9 protein-coding genes are annotated in these 18485 nt (G+C 53.7%); 7 read left to right on the top strand and 2 right to left on the bottom strand.

What is annotated here, in order from left to right:
* Positions 1 to 152: 152 nt before the first annotated feature.
* Genes recC through recD form a run of 3 tightly spaced genes read left to right on the top strand, consistent with a single transcriptional unit; the run spans position 153 to position 9170 of the window.
* Positions 153 to 3545 (top strand): exodeoxyribonuclease V subunit gamma, encoded by a 3393-nt coding sequence (gene recC / locus J3B89_RS03185; protein WP_215396044.1) that lies wholly within the window; start codon positions 153 to 155, stop codon positions 3543 to 3545.
* Positions 3542 to 7249 carry an exodeoxyribonuclease V subunit beta gene (gene recB / locus J3B89_RS03180; RefSeq protein WP_215396043.1) on the top strand — a complete coding sequence of 1236 codons (3708 nt, stop codon included), beginning with the start codon at positions 3542 to 3544 and terminating at the stop codon, positions 7247 to 7249. The genes recC and recB overlap by 4 nt, the downstream gene beginning before the upstream one ends.
* A complete protein-coding gene (recD, locus tag J3B89_RS03175) occupies positions 7239 to 9170 on the top strand; it encodes an exodeoxyribonuclease V subunit alpha (RefSeq protein WP_215396042.1) in 1932 nt (643 codons plus the stop codon). Before recB ends, recD begins: the two co-directional genes overlap by 11 nt.
* Here recD and J3B89_RS03170 read toward each other — a convergent pair.
* Positions 9167 to 10114, bottom strand: a complete 948-nt coding sequence (locus tag J3B89_RS03170) for a PfkB family carbohydrate kinase (protein ID WP_215396041.1) — start codon at positions 10112 to 10114, stop codon at positions 9167 to 9169. The two genes, recD and J3B89_RS03170, sit on opposite strands and share 4 nt — an antisense overlap.
* Before the next feature lie 121 nt (positions 10115 to 10235).
* Here J3B89_RS03170 and J3B89_RS03165 point away from each other — a divergent pair, with 121 nt between their 5' ends.
* The gene (locus J3B89_RS03165; protein ID WP_215396040.1) at positions 10236 to 11258 is read left to right on the top strand and encodes a LacI family DNA-binding transcriptional regulator; all 1023 of its coding nucleotides are present in this window, start codon (positions 10236 to 10238) and stop codon (positions 11256 to 11258) included.
* Here J3B89_RS03165 and gtfA read toward each other — a convergent pair.
* Positions 11255 to 12751, bottom strand: coding sequence for a sucrose phosphorylase (gene gtfA, locus J3B89_RS03160; RefSeq protein WP_215396039.1), 1497 nt, complete (start codon positions 12749 to 12751; stop codon positions 11255 to 11257). The two genes, J3B89_RS03165 and gtfA, sit on opposite strands and share 4 nt — an antisense overlap.
* 188 nt (positions 12752 to 12939) lie before the next feature.
* On the opposite strand from gtfA, the gene J3B89_RS03155 reads away from it, so the two are divergent.
* The 3 genes from J3B89_RS03155 (at position 12940) to J3B89_RS03145 (ending at position 18282) form a co-directional block, all read left to right on the top strand.
* Positions 12940 to 14190, top strand: a complete 1251-nt coding sequence (locus J3B89_RS03155; protein WP_215396038.1) for an MFS transporter — start codon at positions 12940 to 12942, stop codon at positions 14188 to 14190.
* Positions 14191 to 14283: 93 nt separating this feature from the next.
* Entirely contained in the window at positions 14284 to 16710 is a 2427-nt protein-coding gene (locus J3B89_RS03150; protein WP_215396037.1) for a TonB-dependent receptor domain-containing protein, read from the top strand.
* Positions 16711 to 16821: 111 nt separating this feature from the next.
* Positions 16822 to 18282, top strand: coding sequence for an NAD-dependent succinate-semialdehyde dehydrogenase (locus J3B89_RS03145; RefSeq protein ID WP_285895585.1), 1461 nt, complete (start codon positions 16822 to 16824; stop codon positions 18280 to 18282).
* The last annotated feature ends 203 nt before the right edge of the window (positions 18283 to 18485 follow it).

Here is an 18485-nt window from a genome sequence, read left to right as displayed (position 1 = left end):
TCATCGGCCAATACTAATGCCAGATGCAGGCGGATGCAAAATTTGCAGGCAGCGGGTAGCAAGGCGTGGGTAGAGTGGTGCAATAACGCTGCATTCTCAAAACCGGGCCGCTGTGCTAACCTGCCAGCATATTGTTTTAGCAGAGAAAGTGCATGCCAGAGCCTGGTTTTGTTGTGATCCACGCCAATCAGCTGGAAACACTGCGCGAGTTATTGGTGCAGTGGTTAAGCGCACATCCGGTGCCGGTGCTGGGCACAGAAGAAATTCTGGTACAAAGTAATGGCATAGCGCAGTGGTTAAAAATGGCGCTGGCTGAAACGGCCAACGGCCACCCCGGTATTGCGGCCGGTTTACAGGTTGAACTGCCTAATCAATTTGTCTGGCAGCTTTACCGCGCCGTGCTGGGCGACACGATCCCGAAAAGCCTGCCGTATGACAAAATTAACTTAAGCTGGCGTTTACTTGGCTTGCTGCCACAGTTAACCGATGCGGTATATGCGCCGCTAAAACGGTATTTACAGGATGACAGTGACGGCCGCAAAAGCTACCAGTTGGCGCTGCGGCTGGCCGATTTATTTGACCAATATCAGGTGTACCGCGCCGACTGGCTGCAAAGCTGGCGCAGCGGCACTAACCTGTTACCCAACAGCAAAAAACAGCAGGTGCCGCCCGATCAATTATGGCAACCGGCATTGTGGCGTCTGCTGCAAAGCCAGCTGGCAACAGTGGTGGGCGATCTGGCGTTTTCCAGCCGGGCCGATGTACACAGCATGGCGCTGGAAGCGCTGCAACAAGGCAAGTTGCAACGGCCCGATTTACTGCCCGATCGTATCGTCGTATTTGGTGTATCGTCGCTGCCGCAGCAAACGGTAGAATTGCTGGCCGCGCTGGGTGCGCAGCGCCAGGTGCTGCTAACGGTGCTGAACCCGTGCCGGCATTTTTGGGGCGATATCAGCCAGGCTAAAGATGAAATGCGCGCAGCGCAAAAACGCCACGGCCGTAAACCCGGCTTACCGCCGGTGCTGGACACTGATGCTTTGTACCTGCACGCGCCCGTGTTGCTGGCCAGCCTGGGTAAACAGGGGCGCGATTACATCAGCCTGCTGGATGCGTTTGATCACAGCGAGCGTTATCAGCACTGGTTTAATGGCCGGATAGATTTATTCTCAGAACCGGTGGCCGATATCAGCGTACTGCCGGTTTTGGCGCAACTGCAGCAGGATATGCTAGAGCTTAACCCTACACCGCAGCCACCACGGCAACTGGCTGCTGGCGACACCAGTATCAGTTTTCATATTGCTCATAGCCGCCAGCGTGAAGTCGAAATTTTGCAGGACAATCTGATCGCTGCTTTTGCCGCCGACCCAACACTTAAGCCGCGCGATGTGATTATTATGACGCCGGATATCAGCCAGTACCAAAGTCATGTGCATGCGGTGTTTGGGCGTCTGACACATGACGATGCGCGTTTTTTACCCTACACCCTGGCCGATCAGAGCCTGCGCGGCAGCCAGCCATTAATGCTGGCACTGGAGTACCTGCTCGACTTACCTAACCAGCGTTTTACCCTGACCGAAATATGCGATCTGCTTGATGTGCCGGCCATTCAACGCCGCTTTGGCATCAACAGCGAGGCGCTGCCGCAATTACGGCTGTGGCTTAGTGAAGCCGGTGTGCGCTGGGGGTTGGATACGGAGCAGCGCGCCAGCCTCGATTTAGCCACACCAGGCCACAGTTACAGCTGGATGTTTGCCATAGAGCGTATGTTGCTCGGTTTTGCCATCGGCGATGTACCATTGTGGCAGGGCCGCGCACCCTATGCCGAAGTGGCCGGTTTGGCTGCTGCTGAGCTGGGGCCGCTGCTGCAGTTTATTCAGCAGCTAAAACGCTGGCATGTACTACTTAGCCACAACAGCGGGCGCAACCTGACTGACTGGCAGCAACTGCTGCTCAGTGACGACGGCCTGCTAAACAGCCTGTTTGATTTTGCTGATGAGCAGGATCAGCTTATTTACGCCAGGCTTACCCAGGGCATAGCGCAACTGGTCAGTGCCGCGCAAAGTGGAGATTTTACCGGCGATATTCAACTGGCGGTGTTGCGCGAAGCCTGGCTGGAGCAGGCCGCCAGCAGCGGCTTAAGCCAGCGTTTTTTAGCCGGCAGCCTGACCTTTTCTACCTTAATGCCGATGCGGGCTATTCCGTTTAAACGCATTTACCTGCTGGGGCTGAACGACGGCGATTACCCGCGTTCACGCATGCGCGATGATTTTGACTTAATGGCGGCAGATTACCGCCCCGGCGATCGCTCGCGCCGTGACGATGACCGTTACCTGTTTTTAGAAGCGCTGTTAAGCGCCCGCGAAAGCCTGTATTTAAGCTGGATAGGGCGCGATATCCGTAATAACAGCGAATTACCGCCCAGTGTGTTGTTAAGCCAGCTGATGGATCTGCTCGATAGCGGCTGGCGGCATCCGTCGGAGCAAAAAGTGTCACAGGCGTTGTTGCATAACTATCCGCTGCAGCCCTTTTCGCAGCAGTATTTTAACGGTAACTACGCCACCTATGCGCATGAGTGGCAAGCTGCGCACCAGGCGGCACCGGCTGTTATGACTACAGCCAGCCACAGCGACGAGCTGCCACTATTAAGTTTGCGCCTGCTGGACGACTTTTTAGCCAACCCCTGCCGGCACTATTTGCAGCAGCGCTTTAAAACCCGTTTTTACCAGGCTGAACTGGCAAGCGAAGATGCAGAACCCTTTGTACTTAATGCGCTGGAGTTATATCAGCTAAAACAGCAGTTGCTGCAGCAACTGCTGGCCGAGCCACAGCTGGATGTCGATGCTGCTATTGCTCAGCTGGCGCATGAGGCTAAGTTGCCGCTGGCGCTGTTTGGCACCCTTAGCGGCGCAGCTATTGGCCGTGAAGCCAAAGTGGTGTTTGCCCGCTACCGCGCCGCCGGTATCGATTGGCAGCGCCGTGCAACTCCACTTCGGCTGGCGCTAAACCCGGCCGGTATCGCGCTGCAAGACAACTTAACGAATGTTTACCAAAGCCCGGCCGGGCAACAGGCATTGTTGCTGCTCAGGCCAACGGCCATCCGCAATAAGGGCGAGCTGCGCTGGCATACCCTGCGTAGCGCCTGGTTGCAGCAACTGGCCGCCAATGCGCAGGGTGAGGCACTAAGCACCTGGCAGTTCGGGCTGGACGACGCAGTGCAACTGTTACCACATCAGCAGCAACAGGCCGACACACAGCTAACCGCACTGGTGCAATACTGGCAGCAGGGCCTTAAGCAACCCTTGCCGGTAATGCCGAAAACCGCGCTGTGCTATTTGCAAACGCAGGACGAAGCCAAATGCCGCGAGCTGTTTGAAGGCGGCTATAACTTTGCCGGTGAAGTAGAAAGCGCACCTGAGCTGCAGCGTTATTACCCGGATTTTGCCAGCTTACTGCAGGCCGGTTTTGCCGACTGGGCACAAAAGCTGTATGGCCCGCTGTTGCAAACCCCACTGGCAGAACATGCTAACAAGGAAGCCAACGCATGAGCGATGTACAAGCCTTAGATGCGCTAAGCTTCCCGCTAACCGGTAGCCGCTTAATTGAAGCCAGCGCCGGTACCGGTAAAACCTACACCCTGGCTGCACTGTATCTGCGTTTGGTGCTGGGGCATGGCCGGGCTGCACCACAGGGCGGTAACGCTAATACAGGCGCAGGCTTTAGCCGGCCGTTATTACCACCGGAAATTTTAGTGGTTACCTTTACCCGTGCTGCCACAGCTGAACTGCGCGACAGGATCCGCAGCCGTCTGGTCGAGGCGGCGGCAGCATTTCGTAGCGGTGGTGCTGAAGATCAGTTTCTCGCCGGCTTACTGGCAGAGTATCAGCCACAGCAGTTTGCCGCCTGCGCCTCGCGTTTGAGCAGCGCTGCCGAATGGATGGACGAAGCGGCTGTTTTTACCATTCATGGCTGGTGTCAGCGTATGCTGGCTGAACATGCTTTTGATTCCGGCATGAGCTTTGGCGAAACACTCAGCGATGATAACCAACAGCTGCTGCACACCCTGGCCTGTGACTACTGGCGGCGCTTTTTGTACCCGCTAACTGAGGCCGCCATATTGCACGAGCTGGGTAATGTCGCCAAAGCGCCACAAGCCTTACTTGACGACGTACGGCCCTGGTTGCAGGCCGATGCAGTTAACTTACGCTTTAATGCCGCCGGTGTGCCACTGCCAGCACCATTAAGCCCGCAGCAGGCGGCCCTGCCGTTATTGCAGTGGCAAGAGCAACTTGATAGCCACTGTAGCCAACTGCAGCAGGCGCTAAGCCCGGATGCACTGCAACTGCTGGACGATGCCTACGCTAATGGCTGGTTAAACGGCACTAAATACCGCGCCGCCAGCTGGAGCGCCGAGCGGCAATGGTGGCAGGCCATGCTGGCAGAGCCGGCACTGCTGAATAACCGTGATGCCGGTTTTGCCACCATGGTGCAAAAATTCAGCGGTGCTAAGCTGGCTGGTGCGCAAAAAAAGAGCCAGCCGCTGGTTAGCCACCCGCTATTTGACTTATTTGAGCGCACAGCAACCTTGCTGGATACCAAACCCGAACTGGCATTAAGTGTGCGCCATCATGCCGCCCTGTGGCTGGCTAGTGAGTTTAACCGGCATAAACGCCAGCGCGGCGAGCTGGATTTTAACGACTTACTGCTGCAGTTGTATCATGCTTTGCAAGGCGAAGCCGGTGAGGTATTGGCTGCCCGTATCCGGGCCCAGTATCCGTTTGCCATGGTAGATGAATTTCAGGACACTGATCCGCTGCAATTTGCTATTTTTCGCGCCATTTACCCTGACGTTAACAGTAGCGACTGCGCACTGATTATGGTGGGCGATCCCAAGCAAGCGATTTACAGCTTTCGCGGCGCCGATTTACACACTTACCTGAATGCCCGCAGCTTAACAGCCGGGCGCCATTACAGCCTGGGTACTAACTTTCGCTCTACCGTTGCCCTGGTAGACAGTGTTAACCAACTGTTTGCCCGTGCCGAGCAGCAGCGTGGCGCCTTTGGTTTTGGTGCAGCCGACAGCACAACGCTGCCGTTTTTACCGGTTAAGGCCAAAGGTAAAACTGATCAGCTAGAGCGCGACGGTAACACTGTTGCGGCGCTAAATTACTGGCTAAGTGATATTGACCCGGCGCAGCTGAAAAAAGGCAGCTACCAGAGCTTAATGGCCAACGCCTGTGCCGATGAAGTGGCCGCGCTGTTGTTGCAGGCACAGCTTGGCAAGGCAGGTTTTGCCACTGGCGGCGACAGGCTTAAGCCACTACAACCGGCGGATATTGCCATTTTAGTACGCGACCGCAATGAAGCGGCTCTGGTACGGCGCGAGTTAAGCGCCCGTAATGTGCGCTCGGTGTATTTATCTGATAACGAATCAATTTTCCAAAGCCAGGAAGCCATAGCTGTGCTTAGCTGGCTGCGGGCCTGTCAGCAACCGGAAGATGAAAGCCTGCTGCGTGCCGCACTGGCGTTGCCGCTGGCCAATAACAGCGATGCGCAGCTGCATTACTGGCTAAATGATGAACAGGCCTGGGAGAAGCTTGCCGAGCAAGTGCGTGAGTTTCGCCAGATCTGGCGCGTTAAAGGTGTGCTGGCCATGTTAACTGCCTGGTTGCATTATTTTGCTTTACCGGCGAAATGGCTGGCGCTGGAGCAGGGCGAGCGGCGCTTAACCAACGTATTGCATTTGGCAGAGCTGTTACAAAGTGAAAGCCAGCAGCGCGACGGTGAAAGCGGCTTGCTACGCTGGCTGGCTGAACAGCTGGACAACCCGAAAAATGCCGATGAGCAGCAACTGCGGCTGGAGAGCGATCAGCAACTGGTGCAGGTAGTCACTATTCATAAAAGTAAGGGCCTGCAATACAACCTGGTGTTTTTGCCTTTTATCTGTGGCTTTAAAAATGTCAGAAAAGGCCAGCCACAGCGCTATTTCAACGGCAGCCAGATGGTGCTGGATTTAACCCCGGACGATAGCGCGCTGGCTTGCGCCGAGCATGAACGTTTACTCGAAGATATTCGCCTGTTATATGTCGCATTAACACGGCCGGTATATGCCTGCTGGTTGGGGTTAGCCCTGTTTAGCGAGGGCGCAGCGAAAAAAAGCAAGCTATCGCAAAGTGCCATAGGGTATTTGCTTGGTGTGCCCGAAGATCCGGCCCTTAGCGATCTGCAAGCCGCTTTGGCAGCATTGCCGTGGCAGCAACAGCCGTTGCCGCAGTTTTGTAAATTTATGCCGGAAACGCAGCTAACGCAGCCAGCCGCGGCACTTACACTTAGCGCGCCGTTAAAGTGTGAACACTGGTGGATAGCCAGCTATTCGGCGCTGCGTAGCGGCAGCAAGGCCGGCGCAGCAGAGGCCGGTATGGCAGCAACAGCCGGACTGGCCGCCGATACCGCACTGGATTCTCTGTTGCAGGAGGAAGCCAGCGAGCCGCTTGCCCACAGCGAGCAACAGTTATCAATACATGATTTTCCGCGTGGTGCTGTGCCGGGGACCTTTTTGCACCAGTTACTGGAAGATGCCCAACAGCAGGGTTTTGCCGCCTGCGATAGCGTGTTTACTGCTCAGTTATTGCAGCACAGGTTAACGCAACACAATTGGCTGCAGTGGCAAAGTGTGCTGCAAAGCTGGTTAACGCAGATGTTGCACACCCCGCTGCAGGGCGCCGTGCTTAACCTGGCGCAGTTGCATAAGGTTCGTGCCGAGCTGGAGTTCTGGCTGCAAAGCTGTGCGGTTAATGTGGTTACACTGGATGCTCTGATCAGCCGCGCCATATTGCCGGGTATGGCCCGCCCGCCGCTGTTGCCTGATACACTAAACGGTATGCTCAAGGGTTTTATCGACTTAACCTTACAAGGTGCAGATGGCCGCTATTGGGTGCTGGACTATAAATCTAACTGGTTAGGCCCGGCAGACGCCGACTACAGCCAGGAGGCCATGCAACAGGTGGTACTGGATAAACGCTATGATGTGCAGGCTGCGCTGTATTTACTGGCGCTGCACCGGTTGTTAAAGCTGCGCCAGCCCGGCTACCTGCAGGCACCGGAGCAATATATTGGCGGTGCGTTGTACTGGTTTATCCGCGCACCTGAGAAGGGCCAGCTGCTGCTAAATGCCGACATCAGGCTGCTGCTGCAGTTAGATGCCTTATTTGCCGGTGAGCCGGTAGCGGCGGAGGCTGACAATGCAGTTTGATTTATTCACCGCGCCAAGTGCTGCGACTAACAGCGCCCTGACGGATTTAAACCAGATGCAGGCACTGCTGCAACGCTGGACAGAGCGGCGCTGGCTGCGCGCGTTAGATGCACAGCTACCGCAAACCCTGCATCAGCTGGCGGCCGAGCCTAACCCGCTGGTGTGGTTGCTAAGCGCCTTGTTGTGCCATCAGTATGGCCGTGGCCACAGCTGCATTTTGCTGCAGGACTTAGTGAGCGACCCGGACGGCCTGCTCAGTTTGCCGCCACAAAATCAGTTTTTACAACGCTTTAGTGATCGGCCCTCGGCCATTTTACAGGGCTTAACATTGCAGGATTACCGCAGTGCACTGGTACAAAGTGCCTGGCTGCAAGGTGAGGGCGGCGCGCCTTTGGTATTGGCCGATGAGCGCTTATATTTAAACCGGCTATATCAGGCCGAGCAACTGGTAAAACAGCAAATAAGCCAGCGCGTGGGCGCTGTGCTGCCACTGGCAGCGGCTATTGGTGCTCAACTTGATGGGTTATTCCCGCCAACCTCTCACACAGAGCCTGACTGGCAAAAGCTGGCCTGCGCTATGGCACTGCAACGCCGCTTTGCCATTATTACCGGCGGCCCCGGCACCGGTAAAACCACCACGGTAGTAAAACTGCTGGTGCTGTTGCAGCAGGGGGCTGCTCTTAACCAACAGCGTGAGCTGACAATAAAACTGGCTGCGCCAACCGGTAAGGCCGCTGTGCGCTTAACCGAGTCTATCAGCGGCGCACTGGCTAAGCTTTCCGGGCAACTATCGTCTGAGCAGCTACAGCGTATCCCGACTGAAGTCACTACCTTGCACCGCTTACTGGGAGCACTACCCAACCGGCGTAGTTTTAAACACGACAGCGACAACCCGCTGCAACTGGACGTGCTGGTGGTAGATGAAGCCTCAATGGTGGATCTGGAAATGATGGCAGCGCTGCTGGCTGCTTTGCCAGAGCGGGCGCAACTGGTGTTGCTGGGCGATAAAGATCAGTTATCGTCGGTGGAGGCAGGTTCAGTATTGGGTGATTTATGCCGGGGTGCCGATCTGGGCGGTTACAGCAACGATACCTTAGCTTTACTTACGCCTTTTAGTCGTGTTCCCCTGAAAAGCTGGCAGGGCGATGGCAGTGTGCTGAATCAGGCGACGGTGATGCTGCGCCATAGCCACCGTTTTGCTGCTGATTCCGGTATTGGTCAATTGGCTGCTGCGGTTAATCGTGGCGACAGCAGTGCCGTGGCATTATTTACGCAGTTTGCGGATATTGAACTGCTAGCCGCAGATTCGCCTACGACATTAAAAACCACCGTGGTGGCCGGTTACCGCCACTACCTGCAACTGATGCAGCACCACCAACCTGATCGTGATCAGTGGGCTGCAGCGGTACTTGGCGGCTACAGCCATTTTCAGCTGCTGTGTGCACTGCGTAGCGGTGATTGGGGCGTGGAAGGGCTAAACCAGCAGATTGCTGCCTGGTTAACCAGCGCAGGCTTAATTGATGCGCGCCAGCACTGGTACGCCGCGCGGCCGGTAATGATGCAGCGCAATAACTATGGCTTAGGCTTAATGAACGGCGATATTGGCATTACACTGCAAGACCCGTTAAGTGGCCAGTTACGGGTAGTGTTTCAACTGGCTGATGGCAGCTTAAAGTGGGTATTGCCGAGCCGTTTAACTGAGGTAGATACCGCCTTTGCTATTACGGTGCATAAATCGCAGGGCTCGGAGTTTAACCACTGCTGTTTAGTGCTGCCACCTGATAACAGCCCTTTGCTTAGCCGTGAGTTGTTGTACACCGGCATTACCCGCGCTAAGCAGCAATTTACGCTGCTGTGTGCCAATCCGGCGTTATTGCAACAAGCGATAGCAAGGCGCGTAGCACGCAGCAGCGGTCTTTAACCTTTAGCGGTTTGTAACTGCAGTAACGCTGCTGCAAGTTCAGCGCTATTGGGTGGGTTACAGCCCTGGCGGGCGATATTTAAACTGGCGGCGAGCATGGCCTGTTGCAGGCACAGCGTTAACTGAGCGGTGCTGATTTGCTCTGCTGTTGGCAGGCCCAGCTGTAGCAACGATGCCAGCAAATTGGCCCAGAAGGTGTCACCGGCGCCTACGGTATCAACAAAAGGCGTGGCCGGAATAACCGGCAGGCTGATCCGGTGTTGTTGCCAGTACAGCGTAGCACCTTTGTCGCCTTCGGTCAGTGCTACTAAGGCTGTGGGGGCAGTAGCCCGCAGGGCGGCCAGCGCGTCGCGGGTGTTAAGCATTGGATATAACAGCTGCAGGTCTTCATCACTGGCTTTAATAAACTGGCTTAGCGCAGTGACTTCAGGCAAAAAAGCCCGGTAGGCGGTAATGTCTGATACGGCATTAAGCCGCACATTAATATCAACGCTGATTAAAATATGCTGTGCTGCCGCCGCTTGCAACACCGCACGGATACGCGGCGCGTCTTGTGGCTCCAGCGCCAGCGAGCCCAGGTGCAACAGTTTGCTGTTGCCGGGCAAGGCAGCAATTTGCTGCTCTGCGCTGACAGCGCGGTCGGCAATGTTGCTGCGGTACAGGCTGTATTGCGGTTGCTGCTGTGCATCAACACTGACCATGGCCAGCGAAGACGGAGCACTGCTGAAAAACGGCAGGCCATAGCAGGCGCCGTTGTCGGCCAGATAGCGGGCAAACTGCTGACCAAAATGGTCTTGCGATAACGGTGATAAATAACAGACATTGATACCGCGACGGGCAGCACCTATTACCACATTAAAGGGGGAACCGCCAAGATATGGCCGGTACATACCGTGTTCCGCGGGTATTATATCGACTACATTCTCTCCAATTACTGCAAGCATAGGGTTATCCTGTTATGTTAGGTGGTCGGGTTAGCTGTGGAAAAAAGGTAGCCGGAAAGCTTCGCAATTACTGCAAAATCATATAACTTAATCAATTAAGATGATAGCGAAAATTACAACAATGACAACAAAACTAACCCTGAAAAGGGTCGCCAAAACCTTAGGTGTTTCTACTGCGACGATCTCCAATGCCTTTAACCGGCCGGATCAGCTTTCAGTAGCGCTTAGGGAGAAAATTCTGGCTGCCTGTAATGAACTGGGCTATTTAGGCCCGAATAAGGCCGCGCAGTCGTTACGTACCGGCAGCTCGGGTATTGTCGCAGTGATTTTATCTGACTCGCTGGAATATATGGTGAGCGATCCGGTAGCAAGCCAGTTTTTGCAGGGGGTTAGCCGTGAGCTGGAGCGCCATCAGCTGCACTTGCTGTTGTTTTCCGGCCAGGCTACAAACCTGGATGCGATCAGTGATTTTGTCGACGGCTTTATTTGCTATGGTGCACCACGCAATACCGCTTTAATTGAACAGCTACGTCAATCACATAAGCGGGTTCTTACTGTCGATTTTGACTTGCCTGGCCGCCCGTCGGTAAATATTGATAACGAGCAGGCCGCTTTTGACAGCGCCATGGCTGTACTGCGGGACAATGATACTGTTGCTGTACTGGGCTTACGTTTAATTGATGCTACCACCAGCCGGCCGGTGGGGGATGCGCCAATGTGGGATAATCAAAGCTCTATAGCGCACCGCCGCTTAGACGGTTACCAAAGGGCGATGCAGCAACGCGGCTTAACACTGGCGGCTGGCTACTTATGGCATATTCCGGAAAGCAATCAGAATTATGCCAGCGAGGCAGCCAAAGCCGTGCTGGCGATGAAACCAAGGCCAACAGTATTGCTGTGTATGAGCGACCTTATCGGCTTAAGTGCAATGCGCGAAGCGCTGCAACTGGGGTTGAGCATTCCGCAGGATATCCGGGTAGTAGGTTTTGATGGCATTGAAGAAACACAGCGCTACCACCCGACGCTTACGTCGGTGTGGCAGTTTAGTGATGCTAAAGGTGAGGCGGCCGTTAGGGCGTTTTTAAGTGCGGACGACAGCTCACAATTATTACCTTACCAGCTACGACCGGGCGAAAGCAGTTAAAGCACGCTCTGGTACAAGGCATTCAGGCTCAGGCTTTGTGCGGCTTCACCGGCCGCCTGCCAGTGTACAGTGGCGTCTAAGCTGGCTAACTGAATGTGCAAACTGGCGCTGTGGCCCTGATATTGCCACTGCAACTGGTAATCATGCGCTGTCAGTTGTTGGCTGAATGTACCGTTAAATGCCAGCATGCTACGGCGTAGTTTAATCAGTTGACACAGCGCCTGTACCACAGGTTTTTGCAACGCTTGCTCAACTTTGGCGGCGGTTAAATAAGGCCGGCCGATATCGCGGCCTACCCGGCTGTGCTGCAGCAGTGCAAGGTCGTTTGGCATGGCCAGTAAACCGGCATAATAAATCTGGCTGATACCCGGGCAAAACAGCTGAATGGCGCGGGCCAGCAAATACTGTTGGTCATTCTGGCCCAGCGCATCATAAAAGCTGCAGTTCACCTGATATAAGTCAACGTTGTTAGCGGCATTGCCGGTAGCCAGTTTTGAGCTGCCTTTGCTGTTGGTATGAATGGTTTCTACCAGGCTGTCTAATTGCGGATCTGTCAGCAGGCCCGGTTGGCCCTGATAATCGGCGGCATCAACAATACCAATGCCGTCGTGGGTGTCCAGCACCGTTATGCAGTTGCGTGGTGCAATATCCAGCCAGTGCTTCAGTGCATCGGCATTGCGGCTGAATAAGGTATGCAGTACCAGTGGCGGCAGGGCGAAGTCGTATACCAGATCACAGCGGCGGGCGATCTCAATCTGGGTTTGGTGGTAGCCATGTATTTCTACCAGACACACCATGCCGCGTGCTTTGGCTTGTTCAGATAAAGCCGCAATAAACTCGAAGGTTTCCGGTAGCATAAAGCAGCGGGTACCGGCTTTTTTAATAGCATAACCGGCGGCATCCAGGCGGATATATTTCACCCCGTTTTCAGTAAAGCGATCTAAAATGGCCTGCAGATAGGCTTTACCGGCCGTTGAGTTAACATCAATATCAATCTGGTTGGCGGTAAAGGTGGTCCAAAACGGTACTTTAGTGCCATTTTTTAAACTGAACTCGGTGAAAAACGGTGTTGGCCTTGGCCGGTATACGGCAGCAAGCTGCTCTGCCGGGGCATCAGCGGCAAACACTTTGTCACGGGTTAAAAACAGCGGCCAGTAAGGCGACGCTTCGCCTTTTTCCAGTACATCGGCAAATTGTGGTGACTGTGCCGACATATGGTTAACAATCATATCGGCCATTAGCGGGTAGTCTTGGGCTAAAGCGCGGATATCGTGCCAGTTGCCCAGCCGGCTGTCTACTGCGGTGTGGTCGGTAGGATCAAAGCCGGCATCTTCACCATCTATCGGCGGGTAAAACGGCAGCAAATGTACGCCATCAAACAAGCCTGCCAGCGGGCCTTGCAACATAGTATGTAAGTCTTTGATTTTGCCGCCGCTTAGCCGGTCTATATAGGTGATCAGCTGAATTTGGTTAGCGTTGTACTGACGATTCATGGCATATATCCTGAAAAAAAATTTGCTTCTTAAACGATTAAGATATAGCTTTAAGCCAACGGACAACTTTGTCAACCCCCCGGATAATAATAAAACGGGTGCCGGTGCCAAAGTGTATCGTGCCAATAAGCCTTTGCAGAGCGGTGCGCTTACACCCACTGTTAAAGGTAATATAAACGGGGAACACTATGCTTACTACGCAAGCGAAGCGTCAGGCTGTCGGGGCAGCTGTGACGTTAGATCGCGCCGTGGGTTTGCAGCGCCAGGTGCGCTGGATGACCTACCTGATGTTTTTTGTCTTTGCCATGACCACCGATGCGGTGGGTGTCATTATTCCGCAGGCGATGGCGGAATATCAGTTAACCATGTTTCAGGCCAGTGCCTTTCACTACGTACCCATGTTAGCCATTGGTTTGGCCGGTTTATTCCTTGGCCGCCTGGCCGATAAACTGGGCCGCAAAAAGCTGATTATCGTTGGCTTAAGCCTGTATGCAGTATCTTGCTATGCCTTTATGGCCGGTAACAGTGCGCTGTTTTTTATCTTATTAATGGGCCTGTGCGGCCTGGCAATTGGTATTTTTAAAACCGCTGCGCTGGCGTTAATTGGCGATATCAGCCCAGACAGCCAAAGCCATACCCGCACGATGAACACGGTAGAAGGCTTCTTTGCTATTGGTGCTATAGTGGGCCCGGCCTTAGTTGGCCTGATGATAGCAGCCTCTATTCACTGGACATCGCTGTATTTACTGGCCGGTTTGCTATGCACCCTGTTGGTAGTAATGTCGGCGCGGCTGCCCTATCCGCCGTATCAGGCATCTGCAGAGCAGGTATCACTGCGCCGTTCTATGCTGCTGTTAAAAGATCGCTATGCACTGGGTTTTTCGCTGGCGATAGCGCTGTATGTCAGCTGTGAAGTAGCAATATTTGTCTGGTTGCCCACCTTACTGGCCGATTACGACGGCCGCTGGAGCTTACTGGCTGCCCAGGCGATAACAGTGTTTTTTATTCTGCGTGCGCTGGGGCGTTTTCTTGCCACCGCCATTTTAAGCCGCTTTTGCTGGAGCAGCGTGATGGCAGTGTTTACGCTGTGCATTTTTGTCTGTTTTGCTGCCAGTATGCTGGGCGGTAAAGACGTTGCGGTATGGCTGATGCCACTGTCCGGCCTGTTTATGTCGATGATTTATCCCACGCTGAATTCTAAAGGTATCAGTTGCTTTACCCGGCAGCAGCATGGCGCTGTGGCAGGGTTAATTCTGGCTTTTACTGCGTTAGCGGCGGCGGTAGCTCCGGCGTTAATGGCTGTGCTGGGTGATTGGGCTAACGATGTTACCGCCGGGTTTTATCTGGCCACGCTGTTTTCCGCCATGTTAGCAGTTGCCATGCTGTACAACTGGTTGAAACAGCCGGCGAAAGCCAGGTTAGAGCAAATGGCCGACTAACAGGCTTTTTCAGTTAACTGAACTTAAACGATTAAGACTATATAAAAGACTATCGGAATACACAGATAGCCATTTCAACACGGGAGATAGACAATGCAAAAAAATAAACTAACACCAGCTTTAGTCGCTGCAGCGGTAAGTGTGGCGCTGACAAGTACATCACTGCTGGCGCAGCAGGCTGATACAAACGAACCGGCAGCAGCGCAATCAGACAGCAACAACGCCGGTTTAGGCTTTGAGCGCATCGTTATTACCGGTGCCGTGTCGCGTAACCAAACGGTAATGCAGTCCAGTGTGTCGGTTAGCAGCCTGACACTAGATGATATTGCCGTTGCTACGCCGCGTAGCACAGCCGAGATATTCCGTATGCTGCCGGGCGTGCGCAGTGAAGCCAGCGGCGGTGAAGGTAATGCCAATATTGCCGTGCGTGGTTTGCCGGTAGCATCCGGAGGTGCCAAGTTTCTTACCCTGCAGGAAGATGGTTTGCCGGTAATGCAGTTTGGCGATATTGCTTTTGGTAATGCCGATATTTTTCTGCGTGCTGATGCTACCTTATCCAGGCTGGATGTGATCCGCGGCGGCTCGGCCAGTACCACTGCCAGTAATTCGCCAGGCGGTATCATCAATTTTGTCAGTAAAACCGGCGAAGAAAGCGGCGGCAGCATCGGTTTTACTACCGGGCTGGATTACGACAGTTTCCGCACCGACTTTGACTATGGTGGCGATATCAGCAGCGATATGCGTTTTCATCTGGGCGGTTTTGTCCGCCAGGGTGAAGGTTTACGTGACCCTGGCTATCAGGGCGAAAAAGGCTTTCAGTTAAAGGGTAACCTGACCAAAGAATTCGATACCGGTTATGTGCGGTTGTACGTTAAACATTTAAACGACAAAGCCACCAGCTATATGCCGATGCCAATGTATGCTGATGGCAGCTCAATACCCGGCTACGACGCCGGCTCTGACACGCTGCAATCGGTATATTTAACCCAGACGGTGCGTTTAAACGGTGCTAACCAAATCTCCCGCGGTGATCTGCGCGATGGTATGAACCCCAAAGTTAGCAGCGTAGGGGCAGAGGCAGTGTTTGATCTGGCTGAAGGCTGGACGCTGGAAAACCGTTTTCGCGTCAGCGACGTCAGCGGCAACTTTAATACGCTGTTTCCGGCAGAAGTAGGCAATGCCCAGGCTATTGCCGATAGTATCGCCGGTGCCGGTGCCAACTTAACTTATGCAGTAGGGCCTAATGCCGGTGAGGCCTATACAGCAGAAAACGCCATGCGTATTCACACTTTCGATATTGAGATAGACGATTTCGGTTCTATCGTGAACGACTTAAAATTGTCGCGCCGCTTTGGTGAGGTTGATGTGAACCTGGGTTACTACATTGCTGATCAAAGTATCAGTATGTCGTGGTTGTGGAACTCGTATTTAATGGCGTTAAAAGGCAACAATGCCGAGCTGCTAAATGTTACTGCAGCAGACGGTACCGCATTTTCTGAGCAGGGCCTTACCGCCTATGGTGTGCCGTTTTTCGGCAACTGTTGCCAGCGCAACTACGACACCGACTACAGCATTAAAGCACCTTATGCCGGTGTAAGCTGGGCTTTTGGTGATTTGTCGCTTGATGCCAGTATCCGCCGCGATATCGGCAGTGCTTCAGGCACTTATGCCGGTGCGGTGCAAAGTAGCCGCGATATGAACGGCGATGGCGTAATCAGCCAGGTAGAGCAAAGCGTATCGGGTATCGACTTAGCCAATGCCAGCATTGTTAACTACAGCTGGGGCTACAACTCTTACTCGGCCGGCGCCAACTACCAGTTTAATAAAGACTGGGCCATGTTTGGCCGCATCAGCAAAGGCGGACGTGCCAATGCCGACCGGTTATTATTTGGTAAAGTTAATGCCGATGGCAGTGTTGCCAAAGAAGATGCCATAGATGAAGTTACCCAGTATGAGCTGGGCAGTAAAAGCCGGCATGGTAATTTAAACCTGTTTGCTACCTTGTTTTTTGCCGAAACCGAAGAGCAAAACTTTGAAGCCACCAGCCAGCGCTTTTTCGACCGCACGTACAAAGCACACGGCATAGAGTTAGAAAGCAGCTACCGCATCGGCGATTTTGATATGCGTGGCTCTGTTACCTGGACCGATGCTGAGATCAGCAAAGATGCGCTGAGCCCGGAAGTGGTAGGCAATACACCACGACGCCAGGCTGACTTCGTTTATAACCTGCTGGCGCGTTATTTCTTTGAACAAGCCCAGCTGGGTGTCAGCATTATTGGCACCACTGCTGCCTATGCCCAGGACAATAACGATTTAAAATTCAGCGGTTACACTCAGGTCAATGCGTTTGCCAGCTACAATCTGGCCGAAAACCTGACGTTGTCGCTGAATATCAACAACCTGTTTGATGAAATTGGCCTGACAGAAGCCGAAGAAGGTTCTGTGCCGGAGAACGGTATTATCCGTGCCCGTACCATCAATGGCCGCAATGCATCTTTGGGCTTAGCGTATCGTTTCTGATCCACCAGCCTGATACTGAAAACGGCGGGCCTTTGCCCGCCGTTTGTTTAATTTGCGGTTCACTTCAGTATGCTAACATTCACTGACATTCTCAGCTTAGCGGAGTGAACTATGCAGCCGATCATGCAACAGCTCAATAACACCCTGATTAAACAAGGCTCCTACATCAACGGTAGTTGGTTACAGCATACTGATACTTTTGAAGTGGTTAACCCGGCCAACCAGCAGTTACTTGCTAAGGTTGCTATTGCTGGTGCCAACGAGGCTGAACAAGCCGTGCAGGCAGCCAGCAGTGCTTTTGCCGGCTGGGCAGCAAAACCGGCCGCAGAACGCGCACAGCTGCTGCAAAGCTGGTATCAGCTGGTGATGCAGCATCAGGACGACTTAGCCCGCATACTCACGCTTGAACAAGGCAAACCACTTAGCGAGGCCAAAGGCGAAATAGCCTATGGCGCTTCTTATTTACAATGGTTTGCCGAAGAAGCCAGACGCTTATACGGCGATACCATACCGGCACCCTCCAATGATAAACGCATTATTGTGCAGCGCCAGCCGGTCGGGGTAGTGGCAGCCATTACACCGTGGAATTTCCCCAATGCCATGCTGGCGCGTAAGGCCGCCGCTGCATTGGCAGCCGGCTGTACCTTTGTGGTGAAACCGGCACAGCAAACACCGTTATCGGCGCTGGCGCTGGCTGAGTTAGCCCACCAGGCCGGTATTCCGGCCGGGGTATTTAATGTGGTAGTAGGAACCGACGCCAAAGCTATTGGCGAGGTATTTACCGGGCACACTAAGGTAGCTAAATTCAGTTTTACCGGCTCTACCGCCGTGGGTAAGCAGTTGGCAAAGCAATGCGCCGACAGTGTAAAACGGGTAACCATGGAACTGGGCGGCAATGCCCCCTTTATTGTATTTGACGACGCCGACTTAGACGCCGCCGTGCAGGGCCTGATGGCGGCCAAGTTTCGCAATGCCGGCCAAACCTGTGTTTGTGCCAACCGCATTTTAGTGCAGCGCGGTGTATATCAGGCCTTTGCTGACAAGCTTGCCATTGCCGTTACCCAACTGAAGGTAGGCGATGGCTTAAACGGAGATAGCCAAATTGGGCCGTTAATTGATGGTAAAGCGGTAGAAAAAGTAGAAAAACTGCTGCAAAGCGCGCTTGATGATGGCGCCAAAGTGCTGCTGGGCGGCAAAACCCACAGCGCCGGTAAGCAGTTTTTTCAGCCGACCTTGCTTAGCGATGTCAGCACGGATATGGCTATAAATAATGAGGAAATCTTCGGTCCGGTAGCGCCGTTAATGGCGTTTGATACCGAGGCTGAAGCAATAGCACTGGCCAATAATACCGAATATGGCTTAGCGGCGTATTTTTACAGCCGCGATGTCGGCCGGGTGTTTCGGGTGGCGCAAGCGCTGCAGTTTGGCATGGTGGGTATTAACGAGGGCATAGTCTCTAACGCTGCCGCGCCCTTTGGTGGTATCAAGCAATCGGGCTATGGCCGCGAAGGTTCTAAATACGGTTTGGATGATTACACCGATTTAAAATACCTGTGTTTGGGGGGGCTGTAGCAGCAGGTTGCAGCGGTTGTTAAGTAAACCGACGATGCAACCTGATTTCGTGCGCTGGAGCCTGGGCATAAAAAGCTGTGGGTGCTGGATAATGATGAAAATCAGAGTCTGATCGCAGTGCTCAATGTGATAGGCCAGGCCAGTAAGGTAACCGAAAGTCAGCTCGATTGGTTTATACTGGCATTGAAGTAGCGAATAGGGTC

The organism is Rheinheimera oceanensis, from assembly GCF_018831085.1.
Taxonomy (GTDB): Bacteria; Pseudomonadota; Gammaproteobacteria; order Enterobacterales; family Alteromonadaceae; genus Alishewanella; species Alishewanella oceanensis.
Note: the sequence above shows the minus strand (reverse complement) of the source record. Positions and strands in the feature narration are given on the sequence as shown.

What these genes read in the sequence shown, in the direction of transcription:
- J3B89_RS03145 (WP_285895585.1), top strand. Translation starts at nt 16,822, where the DNA reads ATGCAGCCGATCATGCAACAGCTCAATAACACCCTGATTAAACAAGGC.
- J3B89_RS03150 (WP_215396037.1), top strand. Translation starts at nt 14,284, where the DNA reads ATGCAAAAAAATAAACTAACACCAGCTTTAGTCGCTGCAGCGGTAAGT.
- recB (WP_215396043.1), top strand. Translation starts at nt 3,542, where the DNA reads ATGAGCGATGTACAAGCCTTAGATGCGCTAAGCTTCCCGCTAACCGGT.
- gtfA (WP_215396039.1), bottom strand. Translation starts at nt 12,751, where the DNA reads ATGAATCGTCAGTACAACGCTAACCAAATTCAGCTGATCACCTATATA.
- J3B89_RS03170 (WP_215396041.1), bottom strand. Translation starts at nt 10,114, where the DNA reads ATGCTTGCAGTAATTGGAGAGAATGTAGTCGATATAATACCCGCGGAA.
- recD (WP_215396042.1), top strand. Translation starts at nt 7,239, where the DNA reads ATGCAGTTTGATTTATTCACCGCGCCAAGTGCTGCGACTAACAGCGCC.
- J3B89_RS03165 (WP_215396040.1), top strand. Translation starts at nt 10,236, where the DNA reads ATGACAACAAAACTAACCCTGAAAAGGGTCGCCAAAACCTTAGGTGTT.
- recC (WP_215396044.1), top strand. Translation starts at nt 153, where the DNA reads ATGCCAGAGCCTGGTTTTGTTGTGATCCACGCCAATCAGCTGGAAACA.
- J3B89_RS03155 (WP_215396038.1), top strand. Translation starts at nt 12,940, where the DNA reads ATGCTTACTACGCAAGCGAAGCGTCAGGCTGTCGGGGCAGCTGTGACG.